Genomic DNA, 23,184 nt, shown 5'->3' on the forward strand with positions numbered 1-23,184 from the left:
GGTCAGGCACTCCTGTCGCTGCTGTCGCCGCTGTGGTCACCGAGGGACATGACCAGCGCGGCCAGCAGGGCGACGCGCTCGGGCACGCTCGCCGTGTCCAGCCACTCCTGAGGGCTGTGGTCGGCGCCGCCGACGGGGCCGAGACCGTCCAGGACGGGGACACCGGTGCCCGCGATCAGGTTGGCGTCGCCGACGCCGCCGGTGGCCGTGGCACCGAGGGAGAAGCCGAGCGCGGTTGCCGCCTGTTCGGCCGCGGCCAGCATGCGGTGCGATGCCGCGGTCGCCTCCATCGGAGGGCAGTCGTCGAGCTGTTCGACGGTGACGGTCGTGCCGGGGACGGCCGGGCAGGCGGCGGTGGCCTCGATGGCCCGCCTGACCCGGCTCAGACCGGCGGCGGTGACCGCGCGTACCTCCAGGCGGAGTTCGGCCTCGGGGCAGACGATGTTGGGGCGGTGGCCCGCCCTGACGACACCGACATTGACGGTGACGTCGTCCCAACGCCCGTTGAGGGCCTGCAGGGCTACCACGAGGTGTGCGGCGGCCAGGGCGGCGTTGGCGCCCCGCTCGGGCTCGATGCCGGCGTGGGCGGCGCGTCCGGTGACGATGAGCCGGAAGTCGGCGACACCCTTGCGGGCGAGCACCAGGTCCCCGTTCTCCCGCGCGCACTCCAGGCCCAGGGCGTAGTGCACACCCCGGGCGACGTCCTCGGTGATCCCGCGGCTGGCCGGGGAGCCGATCTCCTCGTCGGGGGTGGCGAGGAACACCAACTCCGCGTAGTCCTGCGCCTCTTGCTCCCGAAGGAGTTCCAGCGCGGTCAGGCCGGCCAGCAGGCCGCCTTTGTCGTCGCTGACGCCGGGCCCGTGCGCACGGGTGCCGGTGAGGGTGAAGGGCCGCTCGGCGGCGGTGCCGTCCTCGAAGACGGTGTCCATGTGGGCGGCCAGCAGGACCCGGCGCCCGCCGTCCGCCTCGGCGAGGCGGCCCGCCTTGCGGGCGACCAGCACGTCGCCCGTGCGGACGTCATCGGCACCGGGGCCGTCGGCGCGGGGCGGCCGGATCCGCTCGACGGCGAAGCCGAGCGACGTCAGGCGCGTCTGCACCCAGTCGGCTACGGCGTTGACACCGCCGGGGCTGTAGGAGCCCGAGTCGATGGCCACGAGTTCGGCGAGGTCGTGCAGGTACTGCGGCAGACGGCTGCGGGCCGGGCCGAGCAGGTCGGCGGGGCGGGGCCGCTGCCGCGAGGGGGCGCTCACAGGACCTTCGACAGGAACGCGCGGGTGCGCTTCTGCTCAGGGGCGACCAGGACCTGGCGCGGGTCGCCGGCCTCGACGATCACGCCTTCGTCCATGAAGACGGCCGTGTCGCCGACCTCGCGGGCGAAGCCGATCTCGTGGGTGACGACGACCATCGTCATCCCGTCGTCAGCCAGCCGGCGCATCACGTCGAGGACATCGCCGACGAGCTCCGGGTCGAGGGCCGATGTCGGCTCGTCGAACAGCATCAGCTTGGGCTTCATGGCAAGCGCCCTGGCGATGGCCACGCGCTGCTGCTGTCCGCCGGAGAGCTGCGCGGGGTAGTGGCCGGCGCGGTCGGCGAGGCCGACCCGTTCCAGCAGGTGCCCCGCCTCCTCGCGGGCCTGCGCCCTGGGCACCCGGGCGACCCGTACGGGTGCCTCGATGACATTCTCCAGGGCGGTCATGTGCGGGAAGAGGTTGAAGCGCTGGAACACCATCCCGATGTCACGGCGCCGCTCGGCGACCTCCCGTTCCCTCAGCTCGTGCAGCTTGCCGCCGTGCTGCCGGTAGCCGACGAGCTCGCCGTCCACGGTGAGTCTGCCGCCGTCGACCTTCTCGAGGTGGTTGATGCAGCGCAGGAACGTGGACTTGCCCGAGCCGGACGGTCCCAGCAGGCAGCACACGCTGCCGCGCCGGACGGTGAGGTCGATGCCTTTGAGGACCTCCAGCTTGCCGTACTGCTTGCGCACCCCTTCCGCGTGCACCATCGGGACGCTCTCGTCGTGCCGCATCGGCGCGCGCTGGTCGTGGCCGGTCGGGGCGCTGCCGTCGTGCGTCTGAGGGGCGCTGCCGTCGTACGTCTTGAGGGCGCTGCCGTCGTGCCCGGTCGGGGCACTGCCGTCGTGCGTCTTGGGGGCGCTCACCGGCCCGCCTCCTTGTTCTTCACGCGAGTGGGCCGGGCGGCTGTGCCGAGCAGGCGCCGCAGGGGCGACACGTGCGGGGCGCCGGCGGTGCCGCGGCCGTAGCGCCGCTCCAGCCATGCCTGCGGGATGCCGAGCAGCGTGACCAGGGCGAGGTACCACAGGCTCGCCACCACCAGCATGGGGATGACCTGGTAGTTCTGGGCGTACACGTCCTGGATGTTGGACATCAGGTCGTGCGCGGAGATGACCGAGACCAAGGCGGTCATCTTCAGCATGTTGATGGTCTCGTTGCCCATCGGCGGGATGATGACGCGCATCGCCTGGGGCAGCACGATCCGGCGCATGGTCAGGGCGGGACGCATACCGAGCGAGTGCGCGGCCTCGGTCTGCCCCTGGTCGACGGACTGGATGCCCGCGCGCACGATCTCGGAGGCGTAGGCGGCCTCGTTGAGCCCGAGGGCGAGCAGGGCCGCGACGGCCGGGGTGAGCAGCGAGTTGGTCTCGGCCTGGAAGAAGGTGATGTCGGTGAACGGAACACCGATCTTCACGTACTTGTACAGCGCGGCCGCGTAGCCCCAGAAGATGATCTGTACGAGCAGCGGGGTGCCGCGGAAGATCCAGACGAAGAAAGTGGCGAGGCCGTACAGGACCGGGCTCGGTGACAGCCGCATGACCGCGACCAGCGTCCCGAGGGCGAGCCCGAGGACCATGGCGGCGACGGTCAGCCACAGGGTGGTGAACAGGCCGTCGAAGATGAGGTCGGCGAAGAGGTAGTCGCCGACGATGTCCCAGTGCAGGTTGTCGTTCTTGGCCAGTGAGCCGACCAGTCCGACGAGTGCGGCCAGGGCCGCCAGGGCGGCCACCCAGCGGCCGTAGTTGCGCACCGGCACGACGACGAGGCCGTCGGCCGGGCGCGCGGGTGCGGGCGGCGCGGCGTCCCGGGTTGCTTTCAGGGTGGCCATGTTCAGTCGACCGCCACGTTCTTGGTGGCTTCCTTGACCGCGATGGAGGCGACGCCGTACTTCTCGAAGATCTTGGTGGCCGTGCCGTCGTCGATCAGGGCCTGCAGGGCCTTCTGGATCGCGCCGGTCAGCTCGGGCAGCTTCTTGGTGACGGCGATGCCGTTGGGCGAGGCGTTGTAGCCGCCGGGTGCGGCCGGGTCCTCGACGAGGTCGAACGTCTTGCCGTCGTCGGCCGTCTTGGCGGTCCAGCCGGCGGCCGGCTTGGTCAGCAGCTGGGCGACGACCTTGCCGGAGCGCAGGGCGAGCTGGGCGTCGGAGTCCTTGGGGAAGGTCAGGATCTCGACCTGGCCGCCACCGGCCTTCTTGCACTGCGCCTGGTGCTCCTTGAGCAGGTCCAGCTGGTTGGTGGCGGCCTGCACGGCGACCTTCCTGCCGCACAGGTCGTCGAGAGTGGCGATCTTCTCGGGGTTGCCCTCGGCGACGAGAACGCCGGAGCCGGACTGCGAGTAGTCGACGAAGTCGACGACCTGCTGCCGCTCCTTGTTGTCGGTGATGGCCGACATCGCCGCGTGGAACTTGCCGGCCTGGATCGCCGGGACGATGCCGTCGAACTTCTGCGGGGTGAAGGCGAACCGCACTCCGAGCTTGGCGCCGATGGCCTGGCCGAGGTCGTAGTCGAGGCCCGTCAGCTCGCTCTCGCCCTCCCTGACGTACATCTCGAACGGGGGGTACGGCACATCGGTGGCGACCTTCACGGTGCCCGCGTCCTTGATCTCCGCGGGCAGCGCGTCGTGCAGCGCGGGGTCCTTGTCGATCTTCACACCGGCGACGGTGACGCTGCCACTCGCGGCCGGTGCGGTGTCGTCATCGCCGGAGCAGGCGGTGAGCGCGGTCAGGGCGGTGGTCACTGCGGTGGCGGCCGCCAGGCGGCGGACTGTGCGAGCGTTCATGGCGGATCGGGCCTCTCGGAATCCTTGGCCGGCGGAGGTGCCGCCGACCGCACACCGGAAATTACAGAACGCTTCGCTTCTTGCCTAGATGTATCGCACGTTACGTTCGCGTAACGCGACGCGCGGACATCGACCACTGGTACCGGACTGGGCGCGAGCTGGGCTTTCTCCACATCACGCGCCCCGTCTGCAGCCGAGCATGCGATACATATTGCCGCCAAGGTCGCCTGGTTGTACCGCCCGCTAGCGCCTCGCTCCCCCACCCGTGAAGCCCCGACCCGGGGGATCCATGCCCGCACGCCTGCCGCGCCGCCCGGTCACCGTCACGCCCCCCGCCCTCGCCGCCACGCTCGCTTCCGCCGCCCCCGTCTGGACCGCGTCCACCGGATTTGGTTGGCCGGCGCGTGCGACCCCCACCACGACAACGGGAACGGCCCGGCGTTTCACCATGAACGGCGACGGCTCGGTCACCGCCGGCTCCCCGGCCGGCACTGTCGCCACGGTCAGCGGGGCATCGACTCCCTCGACGCCGTCGTACTCGCCGGCTCCGCGCCGCCCTCGGACGGCAGGACGACGGAGTGCGACGACGTCATCAAGCTCGCCGGGACCAACTCCCGCACCACTTGGACCCCCACCCCCGCCGCCGATGGCAACAGCACCCGGGCCGACACCACGAACTTCCGCCCCGCCGGGTCGGGTACGTCGCGGGCGGCGACCAGTGCCGGTACATGCGCCGGACGGACACGGCGCACAAGACACCGGCCGCTTCCGCGCTCGCCCAGAACGGCGGCACGGGCGGGGGGAAAGAGCTGGTCGCCAGGTCGGCACCCGTCGCGCACGACGCCTGCGGCGGCAGCGCACGAGGATACGCATGACGGCACCGGGCACCCGGCACGCTGCGCGACGAGCGGATCCCGCTACGTGCGCCCGTACCGCCGCCGACGGGATGCAAGCGGCGGTACGGGGCGCGCTACCAGCATGGCGGACACGGGGGGTGGTTCCGCCGACGGCCAGCGTGCCACGTCGGCCGAACGGCGCCCAGGGTGACGCGGTGTCAATGTCCTGACGCTTCATCAGGTCCTCGCGGCATTGCATCATCGGCACCTTGCCCGGCACCCGATGCGAGGAGAGACGCAGTGGAGGCAAAGCCGTTCACCGCAGCCACGGACCGCGGCTCCACGCCTCTGCCGCCCCGCGAGGCGTGGCCAAGACGGATGCGGGACGACGTGCTCGACGCGGCCCGCGCGATGGCGGCGGAGAAGGGCTGGGACTCGGTGAGCCTGTCGCAGGTGGCGGCACGCGCCGAGGTGTCACGACCCACGGTCTACAAGGAGTTCGGCAGCCGCGGCGGGCTGAGTCAGGCGCTGGTGCACCGCGAGGCGGAGCGCTTCCTCGCCGGTGTGGACCACGCGCTGCGACAGCCGGCGCCCACCGCGTCGAAGGCGCTTGCCGCCGCCGTTCTGTACGCGCTGCAGGAAGCCCGGGACAACGTACTTGTCGCCTCGGTCGTCAAGGCCGCCCGGGCCGGCACGGACTCCCTGCTGCCCTACCTGACGGCCCGCTCGGAACCGGTGGTCACGGGCGCTCGCCTCATGGTGCGGGCCTGGTGCCAGGCGCACTTCCAGCAGTTCGACGAGGCGCGGACGGATCAGGCCGCCGACGTCATCGTGCGCCTCACCCTGTCGCACATCGTGCTGCCGCCGCCCGACCAATCGCCGCGCGAATCCGCCCAGGTCATCACAGCGGCGGCCATCGGGGCACTGAACCGAGAGACCTGACCTGACGGTCCGTCAAAACATTGACAATGCGTCCCTGATTGTCAGCGATCGGGGCCGGTGCCACGCTCTGCCGGGTCAGAGCCGAACGCCCGCAAGGAGCACAGTCCGATGACCGCACCGTCGACGACGCCTCCCGCATCCCCCGCCAGCACACCCTGGCGCGACCGCAAGCGCTACACGTGGCTGCTCGGCCTCGCCGTCCCCACGCTGCCCTTCCAGGCTGCGGCGCTGGTCGCCGTCAGCGACTGGACGGTGCTGTGGTGGTGGGGACCGTTCTTCGCCTTCGTGATCATCCCGGTGCTCGACGCGCTGATCGGCCCGGACCAGGCAAACCCCCCGGACGAGGTGATCCCGCAGCTGGAGGAGGATAAGTACTACCGCTGGTGCACCTACCTGTACCTGCCCCTGCAGTACGCCGGGCTGCTGTACGCCTGCCTGCTCTGGGCCGAGGGCATGAGCGTGCAGGACGCACTGGGCCTCGCCGCCACCGTGGGCGTGGTCGCCGGTGTCGCCATCAACACGGCGCACGAGCTCGGGCACAAGCGGGAGACCGTGGAACGCCGTCTGGCCCGCCTCGCGCTGGCCCAGTCCGCCTACGGCCACTTCTACGTCGAGCACAACCACGGACACCACATCCGGGTCGCGACGCCCGAGGACCCTGCCAGTTCACGACTCGGTGAGAGCCTGTGGGCGTTCCTCCCGCGGACAGTCGCGGGGAGCGTACGGTCGGCCTGGCGCCTGGAGGCCCGTCGCCTCAGCCGTCGCCACCACCGCATCTGGTCGCACCGCAACGACGTACTGACCGCGTGGGGACTGACCGCCCTGCTCTTCACCACGCTCGCCGCCGTCTTCGGGCCATCGGTCCTGCCGTACCTGTTCGTCCAGGCGGTGTGCGGCATCCTGCTGCTGGAGACGGTCAACTACCTCGAACACTACGGCCTGTCGCGTGAGCGCCGACCGGACGGACGGTACGAGCGGGTCGCCCCCCGCCACAGCTGGAACAGCAACAACACCACCAGCAACATCTTCCTCTACCAGTTGCAGCGGCACTCGGACCACCACGCCAACCCGCTGCGCAGGTACCAGACCCTGCGCCACTTCGAGGAGGCGCCCCAACTCCCCTCCGGGTACGCCACCATGATCGTGCTGGCCTGGGCGACCCCGCTGTGGCGCCGGGTGATGGACCCCAAGGTCCTGGCGCACTACGGCGGCGACGCGCGGCGCGCCAACCTGCATCACCGGCGGGCGAGCCGCTACGGCGGCCTGGACGCACCAACCCACGCAGGCTGAGCGGGGCATCGGGCGGATCCCTGAGGTATGGGGACTCCCCCGTCGGCGACACCGTTGCCACCCCCGCCTGGCGCGCCGCGCTCATCCGGGATCAGCTCTCCACGCAGGACTGCATGGTCCACCGCGGCAACGAACGCCGCCTGGTCCGCGAAGCTGAGCCGGGCTCCCGGCGGATCCGACAGGTCCGGCGGATCCAGCGGGAGAGCAGTCACTAACGGGCGGGACACGGCCGCGACACGCGGCGGAAACGGGTCGTCCCTAATTTCTGTCAACCGACAGGAATTCGCAGGGACGACTCACCTCCGTGACAGGGGACCGCCATGACCGTGACCACCGATCCCACGCCGCCGGCATCTCCATCGCCGGGTGACGGCGACGCACTCGCCCCGTTCGGCTATCCCCAGGAGCTGCGGCGGCGGATGGGGCGGTACGCCTCCTTCGCCGCTGGGTTCTCCTTCATCTCCGTGCTGACCACGGTCTTCCAGTTCTTCTCCCTCGGCTACTCCTTCGGGGGGCCTCTCTTCTTCTGGACCTGGCCCTTCGTCCTCGTCGGGCAACTCCTCGTCGCCGCCTGCTTCGCCGAGCTCGCCGCCCGCATGCCCATCGCCGGGGCGATCTACCAGTGGGCGAGCCGGCTCGGCTCCCCCACGTTCGGGTGGTACGCGGGCTGGATCATGGTGATCGGGCGGATCGTGGTGGTGGCGGCGGCCGCGCTCGCCCTCCAGGTCGTCCTGCCCGCCGTATGGCCCGGTTTCCAGATCGTCGGCGGCGACCCGTCGCCCACGACGACCAGCGGCGCCGCCAACGCCGTCCTCCTCGGCCTCGTCCTGCTGGCGCTCACCACCCTGCTCAACGTCCTGGACAACCGCGCGCTGTCGGCCGTCAACACGATCGGGGTCACCGCCGAGATCGCCGGCGTCGCCCTGATCGTCGTCCTCCTGGCCACCCACGCGGAGCGCGACCCCGGCATCACCCTGCACACCGGTGGCGAGGGAGGTCTCGTCACGGCGCTCCTCGTGGGCTCGTTCACCGCCGCGTACGTCCTGATCGGCTTCGAGAGCGCGAGCGAGATGAGTGAGGAGACCGTCAACCCCCGCCGCACCGCGCCCCGCACGACGCTCACCGCCCTCACCACGTCCGGAGTCTGCGGCGGGTTGCTGCTCCTCGGCGGCCTGCTCGCCGCACCCAGCCTCACCGACGGACGGCTGGCGACGGAGGGGCTCGGCTACGTGCTCACCAGCACCCTCGGCGACGGCCTCGGCCGGGTCCTGCTCGCCGACGTGGCGGTCGCCGTCTGCGCGGCGACCCTCGCCATCCAGACCTCGGCGACCCGCATGCTCTTCTCCATGGCCCGCGACGGCGTCCTCCCCCGGTCGGCGGCGCTGGCGCGGGTGCCGCGACGGACCGGGATGCCCGGCACGGCCGCGGTGGTGGTCGGCGTCGGTGCGGCCCTGCTGCTCCTGCTCAACCTCGCCTCCCCGCAGGCGTTCCTCGCCATCGGCACGACGTGCATCGCGATGGTGTACCTGGCGTACGCCATGGTGACCGGGCCGATGCTGGTCCGGCGGCTGCGGGGCGAGTGGCTGCCTCCGGCCGACGGTGAACGCGACGAGCTCGGGCGTCCCCTGTTCTCCCTCGGGCGCTGGGGACTTCCCGTCAATGTGCTCGCGGCCGCCTACGGACTCTTCATGACGGTCAACCTCGCCTGGCCGCGTGCCGAGGTGTACGACCCCGAGGGCGGCCACTGGTATTTCCGCTGGTTCACCGTCCTGGTCCTCGCGGCGACGGTCGCGACGGGCGCGGCCTACCGCTGGCACCGCCGGCGCCGGAACGTCCCGGAACACGGGATTCCCGCGAAACCGGAGCCGGAGGCCGCGACCGTACGCGCTTGAGACAGGCCCGCATCAGGAGTCCGAGGATCAGACCCGCGCCGCGAGGAGCCCCAGCCCCTCGCGGCGCAGTCGTGCCAGGGCGCGCTGCGGCACGCCGGCCACCCGTAGCGCGGCGTCGGCCGTCGCCCCCGCGAGGGCCCCGGGGGCGTGGTCGGGGCCGGCGCGGCGGATGAGGATCACGCTCTCGGTGAGGCCGAACAGGAGGTCGGCACGGAGCGCCAGCTCCTGGGGGGTGAGGTCCGCGCCGGGCTCGGTGGTGGCGAGCAACCCCGTGTAGGCGGACTTGAGTTCGTTCCTGAGACGGTGGAAGGCGGCGAAGTGCTCCGTCCCGACCTCGGGCAGCAGGTAGAGCGCGCCGAGGTTGTACGGCCCCGCGCACAGGAGGGTGGCGTCGGAGTGGCACAGCGCCCACAGGCGCGCCTCGGGGGACGCCTCGGTCCGGGACACGAGTCCGGCCGCCAGCTCCAGCGAGGGGCGTACGGTCCCTTCCAGCAGATCCGCGAGGATCGCCTCTTTGCCGTCGAAGTAGTGGTACAGGGAGGCCTGTCGTAGCCCGGCGCGCTCGGCGATGGAGCGGGTGGAGGTGGCCGTGTAGCCCCGGGTGGTGAACAACTCCGCTGCGGCGGCGAGGACTTCGTCGCGCGGTTCCGGTCCGTCGGCCGGGCGCTCTTGGGCTCTCGGGCGGCCGACTTTCCTGCCGGCGGGCGTGTTCGGCGTGCTCACTCCGTGATCCTCGCACAGGGCCGGACGATGCCTCGGAGCGGGCCATGGGGGGTGAGTTCCCGGTAACCGACCGGAAACGCGCGGGCAATGGGGGTGAAGCGGCCGCTGCCTAATTTCTGTCGAGCGACAGAAATTAGGCCCGAGACGAGCCCGCACCGGAGGTCGAGCCATGGGGACACCCTCAGCGCCACCGTCAGTCACCGCGTCGGCGTACGGCGCCCGCGCACATGCCCGCGCCCAGGAGGGCACGCGGGCGGATGCCATGCCGGTCGTCCCCGCGAGCGACTGGCCGGCCCCTCCCCCGGGCGTCGCAGCGGGCGACCTCGTCTGGGCCGAGACCGTGGCGGGTGGCAACTACACCCACAAGGTGCTCGCCCGCGGCACCGAACTGCGGCTGACCGACCTCACCGGCGACGCCTGCGCCCACCTCCTCCTGCACTGCGCCGACCGCCCCTGGGAACGGCTGAACACGGCCGACACGGTCAAGGTGCTCTGGAACGCCTACCTCGGCGAGGGACACCTGCTCCTCTCCGACCAGGGCCGGGTCCTCGCCTCCGTCGTCGAGGACACCTCCGGTCGGCACGACGCCCTCACCGGCACCTCCACCCTCGCGCGCAACACCGCGCGGTACGGGGACGGGACCCCGCAGTCCGCCTCGCCGGCGGGACTCGAGCTGTTCAAGCTCGCCGCCCTGAAGAACGGCCTCGCCCCGCGCGACCTCCCGCCGTCCGTCTCCTTCTTCCAGGGCGTCCGGATCGCCGAGGACGGCACCACCGTGTTCACCGGCTCGGCGGGCCCCGGCGCGTCCGTCACCCTCCGCGCCGAACAGGACGTCACCGTCCTCCTCGCCAACGTGCCGCACCCGCTGGACCCGCGCCCCGAGTACGTCTGCGGAAACCTCCAGGTTCTGGCGTACCGGTCCCGGCCGACCGCTCCCGAAGACGCCCTCTGGGACGCCGGCCCCGAAGGCCGCCGCGCCTTCCTGAACACCGTCGGCCACCTCACCGCCCGGGGGCTCGCATGACCGTCACCACCCTTCCCGACCTCGTCGTCCGCGACGACACCGTCCGCGCCCGCGCCGGCTGGTCCGCGGTCGTCCGCAAGGGGCAGCTGCTGACCCTCACCGACCTGCACGGCAACCAGGCCGCGGACTTCCTGGTGTACGACGCACACGACACCTCCGTGCGCTACAGCGCCCCCGACACGATCCAGGCCCAGGGCAACGTCTTCCTGACCACCGGCTCGGTCCTGCTCTCCAACGAGCACACGCCGCTGATGACCGTCGTCGAGGACACCTGCGGACGGCACGACACCCTCGGCGGCGCCTGCTCCAAGGAGTCCAACACCCTCCGCTACGGCCACCACACCTGGTCGCAGCACGCCTGCGTGGAGAACTTCCTCGCCGAGGGCGCCCGGCACGGCCTCGGCAAGCGCGACCTGGTCTCCAACATCAACTGGTTCATGAACGTGCCGGTCGAGGAGGACGGGACGCTCGGCATCGTCGACGGCATCTCGGCCCCGGGCCTGAAGGTCGTGCTCCGCGCCGACGCCGACGTCCTCGTCCTGCTGTCCAACTGCCCCCAGATCAACAACCCCTGCAACGGGTTCGACCCGACGGCCGTCCGGATGACCATCACCGAGCCCTGCGAGAACGACGAGGACGGCGCACGATGACCTTCGACACCCTGCTGGTCGCCAACCGCGGCGAGATCGCGGCGCGCGTCATCCGCACCGCCCAAACGCTCGGGCTGCGGACCGTCGCCGTGTACTCCGACGCCGACCGCGCCACCGAGCACGTCCGGATCGCCGACGAGGCCGTACGGCTCGGCCCCGCCCCGGCCAAGGAGTCGTACCTCGACGCCGACCTGGTCCTCCGGGCGGCCAAGGACACGGGGGCGGGCGCGATCCACCCCGGCTATGGCTTCCTGTCCGAGGACGCCGCCTTCGCGCGCCGCTGCGCGGACGCCGGCATCGTCTTCGTCGGCCCCACCCCGGAACAGCTGGAGCTCTTCGGAGCCAAGCACACCGCGCGCGCCGCCGCCGAGGCGGCGGGCGTCCCGCTCGCCCCCGGCACCGGCCTCCTGCCCGACGTGACCGCGGCCCTCGCCGCCGCCGACGAGATCGGGTATCCGGTGATGCTCAAGGCGACGGGTGGTGGCGGCGGCATCGGCATGCAGGCGTGTCACGACGCGACCGAACTCGCCGACGCCTGGGAACGGGTGCAGCGGGTCGCCGCCGCCTCCTTCTCCTCCGCCGGGGTCTTCCTGGAGCGACTCGTCGAGCGGGCCCGCCACGTCGAAGTGCAGGTCTTCGGCGACGGCCGGGGCCGGGTGGTCACCCTCGGCGACCGCGACTGCTCCCTCCAGCGCCGCAACCAGAAGGTCGTGGAGGAGGCCCCGGCCCCCGGCCTGCCGGACCACGTCCGCCACCGGCTCGCGACCGCCGCCCGCGACCTGTGCGCGTCGGTCGACTACCGATCCGCCGGCACGGTCGAGTTCGTGTACGACGCCGCCCGCGAGGAGGCGTACTTCCTGGAGGTCAACACGCGCCTCCAGGTCGAGCACCCGGTCACCGAGGCGATCTACGGCGTCGACCTCGTCGCCTGGATGCTGCGCCTCGCGCAGGGCGACACGAGCGTCGTCACCACTCCCCCGGCCCCCACGGGCCACGCCGTCGAGGCGCGCGTCTACGCGGAGGACCCCTCCCGCGACCACCGCCCCAGCGCGGGACTGCTGACGCGGGTCGCCTTTCCCGAGGACGTGCGCGTGGACGCCTGGGTGGAGACAGGCACCGAGGTCACCACCTCCTACGACCCCATGCTCGCCAAGGTGATCGCGCACGGCTCCGACCGCGCCGACACACTCGACCGGCTCGACGCGGCCCTCGCCGAGACCCGCGTCGACGGCATCGAGACCAACCTCGGCCTGGTCCGCGCGGCCCTGCGGAACGCCGACGTCCGCGCGGCCGCCCACTGCACGGCCACGCTCGCCGCCGTCACCGACCCGACCCCGCGCGTCGAGGTCGTCGCCGCGGGCACCCTGACCACCGTGCAGGACTGGCCGGGGCGTACCGGCTACTGGCAGGTCGGCGTGCCCCCGGGCGGGCCGATGGACGACCTGTCCTTCCGGCTCGGCAACACCGCCCTCGGCAACGACGAGGGCGCCCCTGGACTCGAATGCACCCTTCAGGGCCCCTCCCTGCGGTTCACCCACCCGACCACCGTCTGCGTCACCGGCGCCCCGGCGCGGGTGACGGTCGACGGCGCCGCCGTGCCGCAGTGGGAACCGATCACCGTCGGCGCCGGACAGACCCTCGCCGTCGACGCACCCACCGCACACGGTCTGCGCACCTACGTCCTGTTCGCGGGCGGTCTCGACGTCCCGGAGTTCCTGGGCAGCGCCGCCACCTTCACCCTGGGCGGGTTCGGCGGGCACGGCGGGCGGGCCCTGCGCCCGGGCGACGTCCTGCACGGCGGCCAGGCACGTACCAAGACCTCCGCCGTCCCCGTCGGCGAGCGGCCGGACTTCGGCGCCGTCTGGCACATCGGCGCGGTCGAAGGTCCGCACGCCGCCCCCGAGTTCTTCACCGAGGACGATATCCGCGACTTCTACGCGGCGCACTGGAAGGTGCACTTCAACTCGGCGCGCACCGGCGTCCGACTGGTCGGACCCAAGCCCCGCTGGGCGCGCGCGGACGGCGGCGAGGCCGGACTGCACCCCTCCAACATCCACGACACGCCGTACTCGGTCGGCGCCGTCGACTACACCGGTGACATGCCGGTCCTCCTCGGCCCCGACGGGCCGTCCCTCGGCGGCTTCGTCTGCCCGGCGACGGTCGTCACCGGGCAGCGCTGGAAGCTCGGCCAGCTCCGCCCCGGCGACACCGTCCGGTTCGTCCCGGTCACTCCGCAGGCCGCCGCCGGGCTGCGCCGCGCCCCGGCCACGGTGCCGCGCGCCGACCGCGAGGTGATCGTCGACGGGGGCGTCCTCGCCCGCCTGCCCGAGAACGACGCCCGCCCGTCGGTCACGTACCGGCGCAGCGGCGACGACAACCTCCTCGTCGAGTACGGGCCCATGCAGCTCGACCTGGCACTGCGCATGCGGGTCCACGCCCTCGCGCAGGCGCTGACCGCCCGCGCGCTCCCCGGAGTCGTCGACCTCACGCCGGGCATCCGCTCGCTCCAGATCCAGACCGATCCTGACGTGCTGCCGCAGCACGAACTCCTCCACGTGGTGCTGCGCGTGGAGGAGAGACTCCCCGCCACGGACGAACTGGTGGTGCCCAGCCGGACCGTGCACCTGCCGCTGTCCTGGGACGACCCGGCGACCCGCGAGGCCATCGAGCGCTACATCGCCGGCGTGCGCGACGACGCCCCCTGGTGCCCGTCGAACATCGAGTTCATCCGCCGCGTCAACGGCCTGGACACGGTCGACGACGTGTACCGGACCGTCTTCGACGCCGAGTACCTGGTGCTCGGCCTGGGGGACGTCTACCTCGGCGCCCCCGTCGCCACCCCGCTGGACCCCCGGCACCGGCTGGTCACCACCAAGTACAACCCGGCCCGCACCTGGACGGCGCAGAACTCGGTCGGCATCGGCGGCGCCTACTTGTGCATCTACGGCATGGAGGGACCCGGCGGCTACCAGTTCGTCGGCCGGACGACCCAGGTGTGGTCGCCCTGGCAACAGCGCGGCGCCTTCGCACCGGGCAGGCCCTGGCTGATGCGCTTCTTCGACCGGATCAAGTGGTACCCGGCCGGGGCCGACGAACTCCTGGAACTGCGCGCGGACATCGTCTCCGGCCGCTTCGTCCCGAAGACCGAGGAGGGCACCTTCTCCCTCGCCGCCTACCGGGACTTCCTCGACGCCAACGCCGAGTCGATCGCCGCCTTCCGGGCCCGGCAGGGCGCGGCCTTCGGCGCCGAGCGCGACGCCTGGGAGGCGGCCGGCGAGTTCGCCCGCGCCGAAGCGGCCACCGAGGTCGTCCCGCCGACCGCCGACGTCGAGGTGCCCGAGGGCGGCCGGCTGGTCGAGGCCGACCTCACCGCCTGCGTCTGGCAGGTCAACGTCGAGGTCGGCGACCGGGTGTCGGCGGGTCAGCAGCTCGTCGCCCTGGAGGCGATGAAGATGGAGTCCCCCGTGACGGCTCCCGCCGCAGGCGTCGTCACGGAGATCCTGATCAAGCCGGGAAGCCAGGTCGAGGCCGGTACCGCCCTCGTCGTCCTGGCCCCCGTCGAGACCGCGGAGGTGGCCGTATGAGCGGTGCGCTGGAACGGGTACGGGCCGCGTACGCCCGCATCGCCCGCGCGGACCGGCCCGAGGTGTGGATCGACCTGCGCCCCCAGCCGGACACGGAGGCGGAGGCCGCCGCGATCGACGCGCGGACCGCCGCCGGGGAGCGCCTGCCCCTGGCGGGAACGGTGCTCGCCGTCAAGGGCAACATCGACGTCGCGGGACTCCCGACCACCGCGGGCTGCCCCTCGTACGCGTACCGGCCCGAAGCCGACGCACCGGCGGTGGCGCGGCTGAGGGCGGCCGGGACGGTGGTCCTCGGCACCACCAACCTGGACCAGTTCGCGACCGGCCTGGTCGGCACGCGCAGCCCGTACGGGGCGGTCCGCAACGCCGTCGACCCGGCGTACGTGTCCGGCGGGTCCTCGTCCGGTTCGGCGGTCGCGGTCGCCCTCGGCCTCGTGGACCTCGCCCTCGGCACGGATACGGCGGGTTCCGGCCGGGTGCCGGCCGCCTTCAACGGCGTCGTCGGCCTCAAGCCGACCCCCGGCCTCGTCCCCACCGAGGGCGTCGTCCCGGCCTGCGCGTCGCTCGACTGCGTCACGGTGTTCGCCCGCACCCTTGCCGAGGCCGAGCAGGCCCTGTCCTTCATGGCGGCGCCCGTGGCCCGCGTCGCCACACCGCCACGCCGCCCGGGGCCGTGGCGCGTCGCGGTCCCCCACGCCCCGCAGCTCGGCGAGCTGGACGAGGGCTGGGCGCAGGCGTTCACCACCACGGCGACCCGGCTGGACGAGGCGGGGGCCGAACTTTTGCCCGTGGACCTCGAGCCCTTCCTCGAGGCAGCGGCCATGCTGTACGAGGGGGCGTTCGTCGCCGAGCGCTACACGGCCGTCGGCGCCTTCGTCGACGGGCACACGGGCGAACCCGGCCTCGACCCGACGGTGGCCGGGATCATCTCCGGGGCGCGCGACGTGCCGGCCCACCGCCTGTACGCGGACCGGGAGAGGCTGGCCGTCCTCCGCGCCCGGGCCCTGGCCTCCCTCGGCGACGCGGACGCGCTGCTCCTGCCGACCACCCCCGGGCACCCGACCCTCGCCGACGTCGCGGCCGCACCCCTCGAGGCGAACGCCCGGCTCGGCCGGTTCACCAACTCCACCAACCTGTTCGGCCTCGCGGCGGTCGCCGTCCCGGCGGGCGAGGTGGCGGGACGGCCGTTCGGCGTCATGCTGATCGGGCCGGCCCACACCGACGAACGCCTCGCCCGGATCGCCCGTCTGCTCACGGCTCCTCCCCTGGACGTGGCGGTGGTCGGCGCGCACCTGTCCGGGCAACCACTCAACGGGCAATTGCTCGCCCTCGGCGGCCGGTTCGTCCGCACGACGGCGACGGCGCCCGCGTACCGGCTGTACGCGCTGGACACGACGCCCGCGAAACCCGGTCTGGTCCGGGTCCGCGAAGACGGCGCCGCGATCGAGGCCGAAGTGTGGCGGCTCCCCGCCGAAGGGCTGGGCGCACTGGTGGCCGCCCTCCCCCGCCCGATGACCCTCGGCAGCGTGGAACTCGCGGACGGCACCAGCGTGCCAGGCTTCCTCTGCGAAGCCGAGGCCCTCGACGACGCCCGGGACATCACCGCACACGGCGGCTGGCGCGCAGCGCTCGCCACCCTCACGGAGTGACCGTCGCGGCGCTGGGGTCGGGCTTCGTCAGCTGCGAGAACACGGCGGCCCAGCAGAGCGAGGCCCCCTCCGCCCCGGGCACCCTCAAGGGCCCTGCCCGCAACGAGTCCTAGCGACTGCCGCTTCGTCAGGGTCAGGTGCACGCCGGACGGGTGCCGGGGCGGCGGTCTCGCAGTGGATGAGAACGCCGTGGTGAAGGGTGAGGCGGTGACGGGCCGCCCCCTCCTCCGGCTCCGTGCCGACAAGGCCGATCGCGAGATCGTCCTCGCGGGCCCAGGGGGCCGTCGACGTGGATGAATAGCCACCCAACTCGGCAGTTGGTTGACGGGGACGGCGGGGCACCACAGGCTTCCTCACCGCACCAGACATCGACACACCGTCAGCCGACCCTTCCTGAGCCGCCACCCGGCTGCAGGCCTGCGGCCTCCCCTAGCGCCTCCCGGGCTGCCGTTTCGTTCTCCGGCTCGGGTGTGCTGTCCGTGCGGGCACGCTGGGAGGGGATCACGACGTCGTGGCGTCGGTCCGCGTCATGTTCGGCCCGTTCGGCCGTCGCTTTCTCCGCCAGGGCGTTGACGGCACCGTTGAACCGCTCGATGGACGTGGGACGGTCCGGGCCGAGGACGTACTCCTTGAGGGTGCGGCGGTGCGGTGCCATCGGGTCATGGTGTGGTGCGCGGACCGACTTCAGGATCTCCGGAAGCCGGGTGCAGGCGCGGTCGAGCAGGTAGGCGCCGCCTGCGGTGGTGTACGCGGCCCGGAAGTCGTCGTCAGGCAGGTCCTGGGCGTTGGTCAGGGCATACGGCTTGAGGCTGGCCACGAAGTCGGCGACAACGGAGGAGACGTCGCTGATGAGCATGTCCGCCTGGTTGAAGCACTCGTAGAGCGTGGGCAGTTGCCCGGTAATCACCTGGTGGCGGACCAGCCCTTGGCTCTCCCAGTGGAGTTCGTGCCAGGCGGCATGCAGCGCGTTCCATTCACCCGCGCCGTCGTCGTTCGGCAGGTGTGCGTCGCGGGTCTGCTGGGCGTGGTCGCCACTGTGACGGCCTGTCAGCTCGCCCAGGCGGGTCCGCAGCTCCTTCAAGCGTGGGGCGGCGGCTTCGGCCCGGGAGCTCTCGCGGCGTTCGTTGTCGGCGTACAGCAGCTCTCGGATGGCCCGGTCGGCGGCGGCCGCCTCGGCCGAGCGTTTGCCGGTGAGAGGGTGCGGTTTGTAGAGAACCCGCACGTTCTCCGTGAGGAGCCGCTCGACCAGGGGTACGCCCATCGGGATCAGGGAGGTGTGGCAGTCGTCGTCGCTCCATCCCTCCCACGTGGGGGCGTACAGGACGGTCGGCAGCGGACTCGCCGGGGTGTGCTCGGCGGCCAGGCGGATCGGCGCCAGTTGCGGGCGGCCCACCTCGACGATGGCCTGGTCGCTGATGGCGTGCCGTACCCGCTGGTATCGGTCGCGGCCAGCGCGGCCGGCCACCCAGATCTCGTCGTAGACCTTGCTGACCCGGTTGCTGCTGGCGAGCTTGTCGCTGTCGCCGTGGCCGATGAAGACGTGCTTGGCCTCGGCGACCCGCAGCATGTGCACGTTCTTGCCGGCGTTGCCGGGGTAGAGGACGACCCGGACGTCGGGCAGCTCCAGCTTGGCCAGGTCGTCGGCCTTGGGGACACAGATCACGGGGAGGCGGGTGCGGCTCAGGTATCGGAACGAGGCGTGCTCACGCAGGATGATCAGCGCGCGCCGGTCGAGCTGTTCCAGGGTCTCGATCCACATGTTGACCTGGTACATGAAGTCCCGCGACACCGAGGCGAAGCTGAAGTACAGCGCCACCTCGGGCCGGTATGCAGCCAGTTGCCGGTTGACCTCGAAGACGACCTCGTCCGGTCCCGGCATCCGGCGTGCCCGGTGCAGCTGCCCCAGCATGGTCAGCACCGCGACCAGGGACAACCCTGGCGTGAGCGCGAAGCCGGTCTCGGCCGGGTACCCGGTCCCTGCGGCCAGCGCGGCCAGCAGTCCTATGTGGGCCGGCACATCGAGGTGGAGCAGCTTGCGCAGAAACCGGCGATACAGCAGAGCGGGCGGGGTCTGCGGGATGCCCGCCGCGCTCATGTCGAGATTGCGGACGGCCATGGGCAGCTCGCGCCGACGACGCACGGCGTGGTGCACAGCGGTGTACAGCATGACGAGGGCGAAGTGCAGGCTGAAGGCGGCCAGCCCGGTAACCAGGAGGGTCGTCGGTACGTCCATGCGCTGGGCCAGGACGAGCAGCAGGGCCGTCCGCACGGCGAAGCGCAGGGTGCGGTCGAGCTGCAGCGCCGCCAGCCGGCGCACGAAGGCGGGCGCCCGCACGTGCAGCGCCTCGTCGGCCAGGTACGTCACGGCCGAGGCCGCGGCGAAGCCCCACAGGGACGGCATCAGGGCGAACACCGGCAGGGCCGCGAAAGCGGTGCCGAACAGAAACACGAGGAGCAAGTCGGCCGCCCCCCGCACACGCAGCACGGCACAGAGCCAACGGATCGACATGGGCAAGGGTTTCCTCTTCGGAAGGCTGCGCGAAGCGGCGGCGCCGCGGTACACCCGTTCGACATGAGGCAGATGTCGAAGGTTGTACATCTGCATGCAAGTAGAAGTTCACCTTCCATTCGCGGTGAGTTTTTGCGCGCCGCAGGCCCGGGATCTCTCGGACCGACTCGCCCTCACCGCTTCGTCCGCCGCGCGAACCGCCTGCGGTATCCCATGCCCACAAGTTGTTCCAACGGGTCGGCGCGACGCGGTAACGGTCCAACCCCCTCGCGCATGATGTGCGCCCACACCGCGAGGGGCTGCCCGCCCACACGGCTGCCTCCTGCGCGTCCTCCAGCGAGTGTGGGAAGCCGCGGGCAAGCCATGCCGAGCTCGCGAAGCCGTTCAGTTGCCAAAGGCATGCGCCGTTCTGTGCGACGCACCTTGTCAACCAGTGAACGGACTCCTACAGTCCGGCGGCAAGTGAGGCGTGGGATCGCTCCCAAGCCCCTTCGTTCATCCAAGCAATGGAGCTGAGATGACCGACATGTCACTGAGGCCGAGCCGCAGACGCATCCTGGGTGCCGCGCTGGCCGTGCCGCCCGGGCTGATGCTGGGCGCGGCCAGCGCACGGGCCGCCTCGTGGGGCGCACCCGTCACGGTTAACGCCTGGAAGAAGATCAGCGGAAGGTGGACCGCAAACAACGAACTGCAGACGTACACGCCGGACTGCGTCTGGTACGAGGGCAGCACGCTGATCATCAAGGCGTACAACGCGGGGGGCGGGGTCTACTACTCAGGCCGCGTGGAGTCGACGGCACTGTACGGGTACGGCACGTACAGCTTCACCGCGAACATGCCCAACGGCCAGGGCCTGCTGCCGGCCACGTGGGGGGCGTACCTGAATCCGTGGCTCCCCGAGTTCGACGCAGCCGAGATCGTGGGTCAGAACCCCAGCGTCGTCTATCAGACCTCCCACGACGCGGGCAACGCCCAGCAGCAGTTCTCCAGGACGAACGCTTCGGGCTGGACGAACGCCTTCCACACCTACTCGTTCAGCTGGTTTCCCGACCACATCGACTTCGCCGTGGACGGCACCTTCACGGGCACCACCTGGTACAGCACACCGGTAGGGACGGGCATGCACTTCATCGCCAATATCGCGGTCGGTGGCGACTGGCCGGGCAATCCGAACAGCTCCACCTGGGCCACCGCTGACGGCGCCCGCTACCTCAAGATCTCCGCCATCACTCACACGCCGTACTACCCGTGACGTGAACCGGCACGGGTAGATCAGGTAAGCAGTCGACCGAGAATCCATCGGGCGGTTGAGGCACCCAGACCGTCGGAGGTCCGCCGTGAGCCGACGGTGCTGCGTCGGGGACGTCATGCACCAGACGCTGGTTCAATCGCGATCCCTACGCGGGGTCACTGCCTTCGACGACACCGTGTTCGTTCACCAGGGGTGCTCAGGCATTGCCGCCCATGTGCCGGACCTCGACTCATTAGGGCGGTTAGTTATCGATGGCGCCGCGCAGGAGGCGTCGGGCAACCTCGGTGCGAGCGGCGGCGAGTTCGGCGGTGATCAGGTCGCTCTGGTGGGCCTTGGGCGTCACTGCGGCTGTCTCGGACTGGCCGGCGAGCAGGCAGGCGCGGCGCAGATGGGTCGGCGGGTGAGTGGCGTCGACCTGGTGTCCGCGCCGGGCTCCGGCGCGCCGCTGCCTTTCGTACTCGTGTTCCGGAATGGACGTCGCGTATGCGGTGAGCCGTGCCCACAGTTCGTCGGCCCGGTCCGTCGCGTGGCGGGTGGACCGGGGTCCGCGGAGGGCGGCACGGTTGGCTTCGGTGCGCAGCCAGACGCCGAGTGACTGGGTGATGAGCAGGCGGTCCATGAGGCCGACTGCCGCGGGTGTGGAGGCGGTGCGGGCGGCCAGCCGGTCGGCGAGGTACTCCGCCCGCATGCCGGCTCGTGACGTCAAGCGGATGAGCAGTATCAGCAGTCCCCCGATCAGCAGGCGGGGCAGCACGTAGAGAGCGTTGACGATCACCTCCAAGCCGGTCGGGTGCGCAAGCGGCTCGACAATGCGGTGCCACACCGTCAGGGAACGCACCGCGGTGCCCACCACCAGGCCGTTGCGGATGTCACCGTTGGCGTAGTGGGCCAGTTCGTGGCCGAGCAGCGCGACCCGTTCTTCGGGAGTGAGAACCTCCCACAGCGGCATGCCCAGCACCAGCAGCCGCCGGCCCCGTATCCCGTACGTCGTGACGGCGGCGTTGATGCTGCCGTCCACGGCGATCGCGTGCACGCTGCGGGTGCCGACTGCTGCGGCCACCTCATCGACCAGGGCGAACAGTTCGGGGGCGTCGGCCCGCAGCAGCACGGGCCTGTCTCCGGGCAGACGGCCGACCCTCGGAGCGAGCACCCAGGCCAGCGCCACGAGGACCAGCCCTGCCGCGACGCCGATCCCGCCCCAGCCCGCCACCACGCACCACAGACCACCGACGGCCAGCACGACTGTGATGCTGTGTACGGTCCCGGCGAGCACGGTGGCCGCCACTGCCGAAGCGTCACGCCGCGGGCGCCCGTCGGATCCGCTGAGCATCTCGGCGAGCAACTGCTCGCCGTGCCGCCGGGCCAGAACGCGCCCGGCCCGCTCCAGCCGCCCCAGGTCCGGCTGCGGCGTACCGGGGTCCACATTCCAGTCACACGCAGTGCACCAGAGGGTGAACCGGCTGTCGCCGCGGATCTCCGAACCGCATTCCGGGCACAGCTGTACGGTCTCTTCGGCGATAGCCGGCATCACGCTTTTCCCCTCTTGCGCGGCCCTCCCCGAGCCGCTGCCTGCTGGTGAGAGCAATCCGATCACAGCACGGCATTTCGGTGAAGCCGCGGTCGCCCGCACAGGCTGAACCGTGATCGCACCGCAACCGCACATCTCGCCGTGCACGAGAGTGACCGGGGATCTCCAAGAGGCGCTGGTGATCGTTCGGTCAGAACATCGCGATGGGGTTGACCGGTACGCCGGTCAGACCGTGGATGCGGGGCGGGGCGACGGTGAGCAGGAAGCTGTAGCGCTTCAGCCGCGCGCACAACGCCGCGAGGTCATCCAATTGGGGCACGTCGATCAGAGGCATCGCCATCCGGCCGAGCGCTACCCCGTGCAGCGGGGCGGGTTCGTCCGAGTTCAGGGGAGGCTGCGCGTCACCCCTGTCCGGGGCAACGATGGCAACACCTCGGCGGTGCATCCACCGCACCGCGTCCATGCTGATTCCCGGGCTCGGTGTGTCGTGGGGCGCGCGTCCCGTCCAGCCGAGTCGTACCACCAGTGCGTCCCCAGAGGCCACCTGGGCTCCCTGCCGTTTCTCGGCCTGTTCGAAGTCGTGTGACGTCACCGCATAGCCCCCGGGAATTGTGCCTTCGACGGCCAGATCGAGCAGGACTCCACGTGTCACTATTCCGGCGGCGAAAGCAGCCGTCGATGCGTGCGTGATTCCGACGGGGGTGACGACCTGATTCCTCGCTCGGCCCGGATAGACCTGGCCGTCCGTCGACCAGTGTGCGAGCGCGTCGAGGTGCGTCGACTTCCAGTGGTGGTTGTAGACCACCGACAGATCGGCTGCCACTGGTCCACCGGTGTGGGACACCATCTGCTGCACCGGCGATGCGTCGACCCTCTCGGGCGAGAACGGGCTGAAGAACATCGCGCTCGGCGTGATCGGCTGTGCCAGTGACGCCCACTGGCCGGTCCGCACCTCCGCGGCGGCCCTGGCGCGCACCTCGTCGGTGATCAGGTTGAGGGTGCCGAGTTCGTCGTCCGCTCCCCATCGGCCCCAGTTGTCGGGCAGGTCCGTCTCACTGATATCGGCCATGGCGATGGCCCCTTTCGTCATGATGCACTCGGGCCGCAAGGCAAAGGCGGATGGTCAACTTCACCGCGGCCAAAGTTGCTTGCAGCACTCGGCTGGTGGCTGGTGGCTGGTGGCGTACCGGTCTCACTCGATGAACGGCTCGCGGACCCGGCGGCGGCGCAGTTCGGGC

16 protein-coding genes are annotated in these 23,184 nt (G+C 71.4%); 8 read left to right on the forward strand and 8 right to left on the reverse strand.

Features of this window, described 5'->3' with window-relative positions; genetic code table 11:
- Nucleotides 1–2: 2 nt before the first annotated feature.
- From ABZ899_RS31055 to ABZ899_RS31070, 4 genes are all read right to left on the reverse strand, one after another.
- Nucleotides 3–1,250 carry a M20 family metallopeptidase gene (locus ABZ899_RS31055; RefSeq protein WP_361352540.1) on the reverse strand — a complete coding sequence of 416 codons (1,248 nt, stop codon included), beginning with the start codon at nt 1,248–1,250 and terminating at the stop codon, nt 3–5.
- Nucleotides 1,247–1,999 carry an amino acid ABC transporter ATP-binding protein gene (locus ABZ899_RS31060; protein ID WP_361352683.1) on the reverse strand — a complete coding sequence of 251 codons (753 nt, stop codon included), beginning with the start codon at nt 1,997–1,999 and terminating at the stop codon, nt 1,247–1,249. Before ABZ899_RS31060 ends, ABZ899_RS31055 begins: the two co-directional genes overlap by 4 nt.
- A gap of 152 nt (nt 2,000–2,151) precedes the next feature.
- Nucleotides 2,152–3,117: an amino acid ABC transporter permease gene (locus ABZ899_RS31065; RefSeq protein ID WP_361352542.1), complete on the reverse strand. Its 966-nt coding sequence runs from the start codon at nt 3,115–3,117 to the stop codon at nt 2,152–2,154.
- Between the two features lie 2 nt (nt 3,118–3,119).
- The gene (locus ABZ899_RS31070; RefSeq protein WP_361352545.1) at nt 3,120–4,067 is read right to left on the reverse strand and encodes an ABC transporter substrate-binding protein; all 948 of its coding nucleotides are present in this window, start codon (nt 4,065–4,067) and stop codon (nt 3,120–3,122) included.
- A gap of 1,136 nt (nt 4,068–5,203) precedes the next feature.
- On the opposite strand from ABZ899_RS31070, the gene ABZ899_RS31075 reads away from it, so the two are divergent.
- The 3 genes from ABZ899_RS31075 (at nt 5,204) to ABZ899_RS31085 (ending at nt 9,027) form a co-directional block, all read left to right on the forward strand.
- Entirely contained in the window at nt 5,204–5,845 is a 642-nt protein-coding gene (locus ABZ899_RS31075; RefSeq protein WP_361352547.1) for a TetR family transcriptional regulator, read from the forward strand.
- Nucleotides 5,846–5,953: 108 nt separating this feature from the next.
- Nucleotides 5,954–7,135 carry an alkane 1-monooxygenase gene (locus ABZ899_RS31080; RefSeq protein WP_361352550.1) on the forward strand — a complete coding sequence of 394 codons (1,182 nt, stop codon included), beginning with the start codon at nt 5,954–5,956 and terminating at the stop codon, nt 7,133–7,135.
- Nucleotides 7,136–7,455: 320 nt separating this feature from the next.
- Nucleotides 7,456–9,027 carry an amino acid permease gene (locus ABZ899_RS31085; protein WP_361352553.1) on the forward strand — a complete coding sequence of 524 codons (1,572 nt, stop codon included), beginning with the start codon at nt 7,456–7,458 and terminating at the stop codon, nt 9,025–9,027.
- 27 nt (nt 9,028–9,054) lie between these two features.
- Here the strand turns inward: ABZ899_RS31085 and ABZ899_RS31090 are convergent, their stop codons facing one another.
- Nucleotides 9,055–9,750 carry a helix-turn-helix domain-containing protein gene (locus ABZ899_RS31090; RefSeq protein WP_361352556.1) on the reverse strand — a complete coding sequence of 232 codons (696 nt, stop codon included), beginning with the start codon at nt 9,748–9,750 and terminating at the stop codon, nt 9,055–9,057.
- A 169-nt stretch (nt 9,751–9,919) separates the two neighbouring features.
- Between ABZ899_RS31090 and ABZ899_RS31095 the strand changes: the two genes are divergently transcribed.
- The 4 genes from ABZ899_RS31095 to atzF are packed head-to-tail and all read left to right on the forward strand — an operon-like array spanning nt 9,920 to nt 16,657.
- Nucleotides 9,920–10,774, forward strand: coding sequence for an urea amidolyase associated protein UAAP1 (locus tag ABZ899_RS31095; RefSeq protein WP_361352559.1), 855 nt, complete (start codon nt 9,920–9,922; stop codon nt 10,772–10,774).
- The gene (locus ABZ899_RS31100) at nt 10,771–11,424 is read left to right on the forward strand and encodes an urea amidolyase associated protein UAAP2 (RefSeq protein ID WP_361352562.1); all 654 of its coding nucleotides are present in this window, start codon (nt 10,771–10,773) and stop codon (nt 11,422–11,424) included. The genes ABZ899_RS31095 and ABZ899_RS31100 overlap by 4 nt, the downstream gene beginning before the upstream one ends.
- On the forward strand, nt 11,421–15,008 hold the full coding sequence (gene uca / locus ABZ899_RS31105) for an urea carboxylase (RefSeq protein WP_361352565.1): 3,588 nt from the start codon (nt 11,421–11,423) through the stop codon (nt 15,006–15,008). The genes ABZ899_RS31100 and uca overlap by 4 nt, the downstream gene beginning before the upstream one ends.
- Nucleotides 15,005–16,657, forward strand: coding sequence for an allophanate hydrolase (gene atzF / locus ABZ899_RS31110; RefSeq protein ID WP_361352567.1), 1,653 nt, complete (start codon nt 15,005–15,007; stop codon nt 16,655–16,657). The genes uca and atzF overlap by 4 nt, the downstream gene beginning before the upstream one ends.
- A gap of 379 nt (nt 16,658–17,036) precedes the next feature.
- On the opposite strand, the gene ABZ899_RS31115 is transcribed toward atzF, so the two are convergent.
- Nucleotides 17,037–19,166 carry a hypothetical protein gene (locus tag ABZ899_RS31115; RefSeq protein WP_361352570.1) on the reverse strand — a complete coding sequence of 710 codons (2,130 nt, stop codon included), beginning with the start codon at nt 19,164–19,166 and terminating at the stop codon, nt 17,037–17,039.
- A 517-nt stretch (nt 19,167–19,683) separates the two neighbouring features.
- Between ABZ899_RS31115 and ABZ899_RS31120 the strand changes: the two genes are divergently transcribed.
- On the forward strand, nt 19,684–20,418 hold the full coding sequence (locus ABZ899_RS31120) for a glycoside hydrolase family 16 protein (protein WP_361352573.1): 735 nt from the start codon (nt 19,684–19,686) through the stop codon (nt 20,416–20,418).
- Between the two features lie 241 nt (nt 20,419–20,659).
- Here ABZ899_RS31120 and ABZ899_RS31125 read toward each other — a convergent pair whose 3' ends face one another.
- Nucleotides 20,660–22,093, reverse strand: coding sequence for a M48 family metallopeptidase (locus ABZ899_RS31125; protein WP_361352576.1), 1,434 nt, complete (start codon nt 22,091–22,093; stop codon nt 20,660–20,662).
- A gap of 43 nt (nt 22,094–22,136) precedes the next feature.
- Nucleotides 22,137–23,015 carry a cyclase family protein gene (locus ABZ899_RS31130; protein WP_361352578.1) on the reverse strand — a complete coding sequence of 293 codons (879 nt, stop codon included), beginning with the start codon at nt 23,013–23,015 and terminating at the stop codon, nt 22,137–22,139.
- Nucleotides 23,016–23,184 lie beyond the last annotated feature (169 nt).

The organism is Streptomyces sp. NPDC046859, from assembly GCF_040645135.1.
Classification (GTDB): domain Bacteria; phylum Actinomycetota; class Actinomycetes; order Streptomycetales; family Streptomycetaceae; genus Streptomyces.

Coding starts and splice junctions, on each gene's coding strand:
- ABZ899_RS31060 (WP_361352683.1), bottom strand. CDS start 1,999: ATGGTGCACGCGGAAGGGGTGCGCAAGCAGTACGGCAAGCTGGAGGTC.
- ABZ899_RS31065 (WP_361352542.1), bottom strand. CDS start 3,117: ATGGCCACCCTGAAAGCAACCCGGGACGCCGCGCCGCCCGCACCCGCG.
- ABZ899_RS31070 (WP_361352545.1), bottom strand. CDS start 4,067: ATGAACGCTCGCACAGTCCGCCGCCTGGCGGCCGCCACCGCAGTGACC.
- ABZ899_RS31080 (WP_361352550.1), top strand. CDS start 5,954: ATGACCGCACCGTCGACGACGCCTCCCGCATCCCCCGCCAGCACACCC.
- ABZ899_RS31085 (WP_361352553.1), top strand. CDS start 7,456: ATGACCGTGACCACCGATCCCACGCCGCCGGCATCTCCATCGCCGGGT.
- ABZ899_RS31095 (WP_361352559.1), top strand. CDS start 9,920: ATGGGGACACCCTCAGCGCCACCGTCAGTCACCGCGTCGGCGTACGGC.
- ABZ899_RS31100 (WP_361352562.1), top strand. CDS start 10,771: ATGACCGTCACCACCCTTCCCGACCTCGTCGTCCGCGACGACACCGTC.
- uca (WP_361352565.1), top strand. CDS start 11,421: ATGACCTTCGACACCCTGCTGGTCGCCAACCGCGGCGAGATCGCGGCG.
- atzF (WP_361352567.1), top strand. CDS start 15,005: ATGAGCGGTGCGCTGGAACGGGTACGGGCCGCGTACGCCCGCATCGCC.
- ABZ899_RS31115 (WP_361352570.1), bottom strand. CDS start 19,166: ATGTCGATCCGTTGGCTCTGTGCCGTGCTGCGTGTGCGGGGGGCGGCC.
- ABZ899_RS31120 (WP_361352573.1), top strand. CDS start 19,684: ATGACCGACATGTCACTGAGGCCGAGCCGCAGACGCATCCTGGGTGCC.
- ABZ899_RS31130 (WP_361352578.1), bottom strand. CDS start 23,015: ATGGCCGATATCAGTGAGACGGACCTGCCCGACAACTGGGGCCGATGG.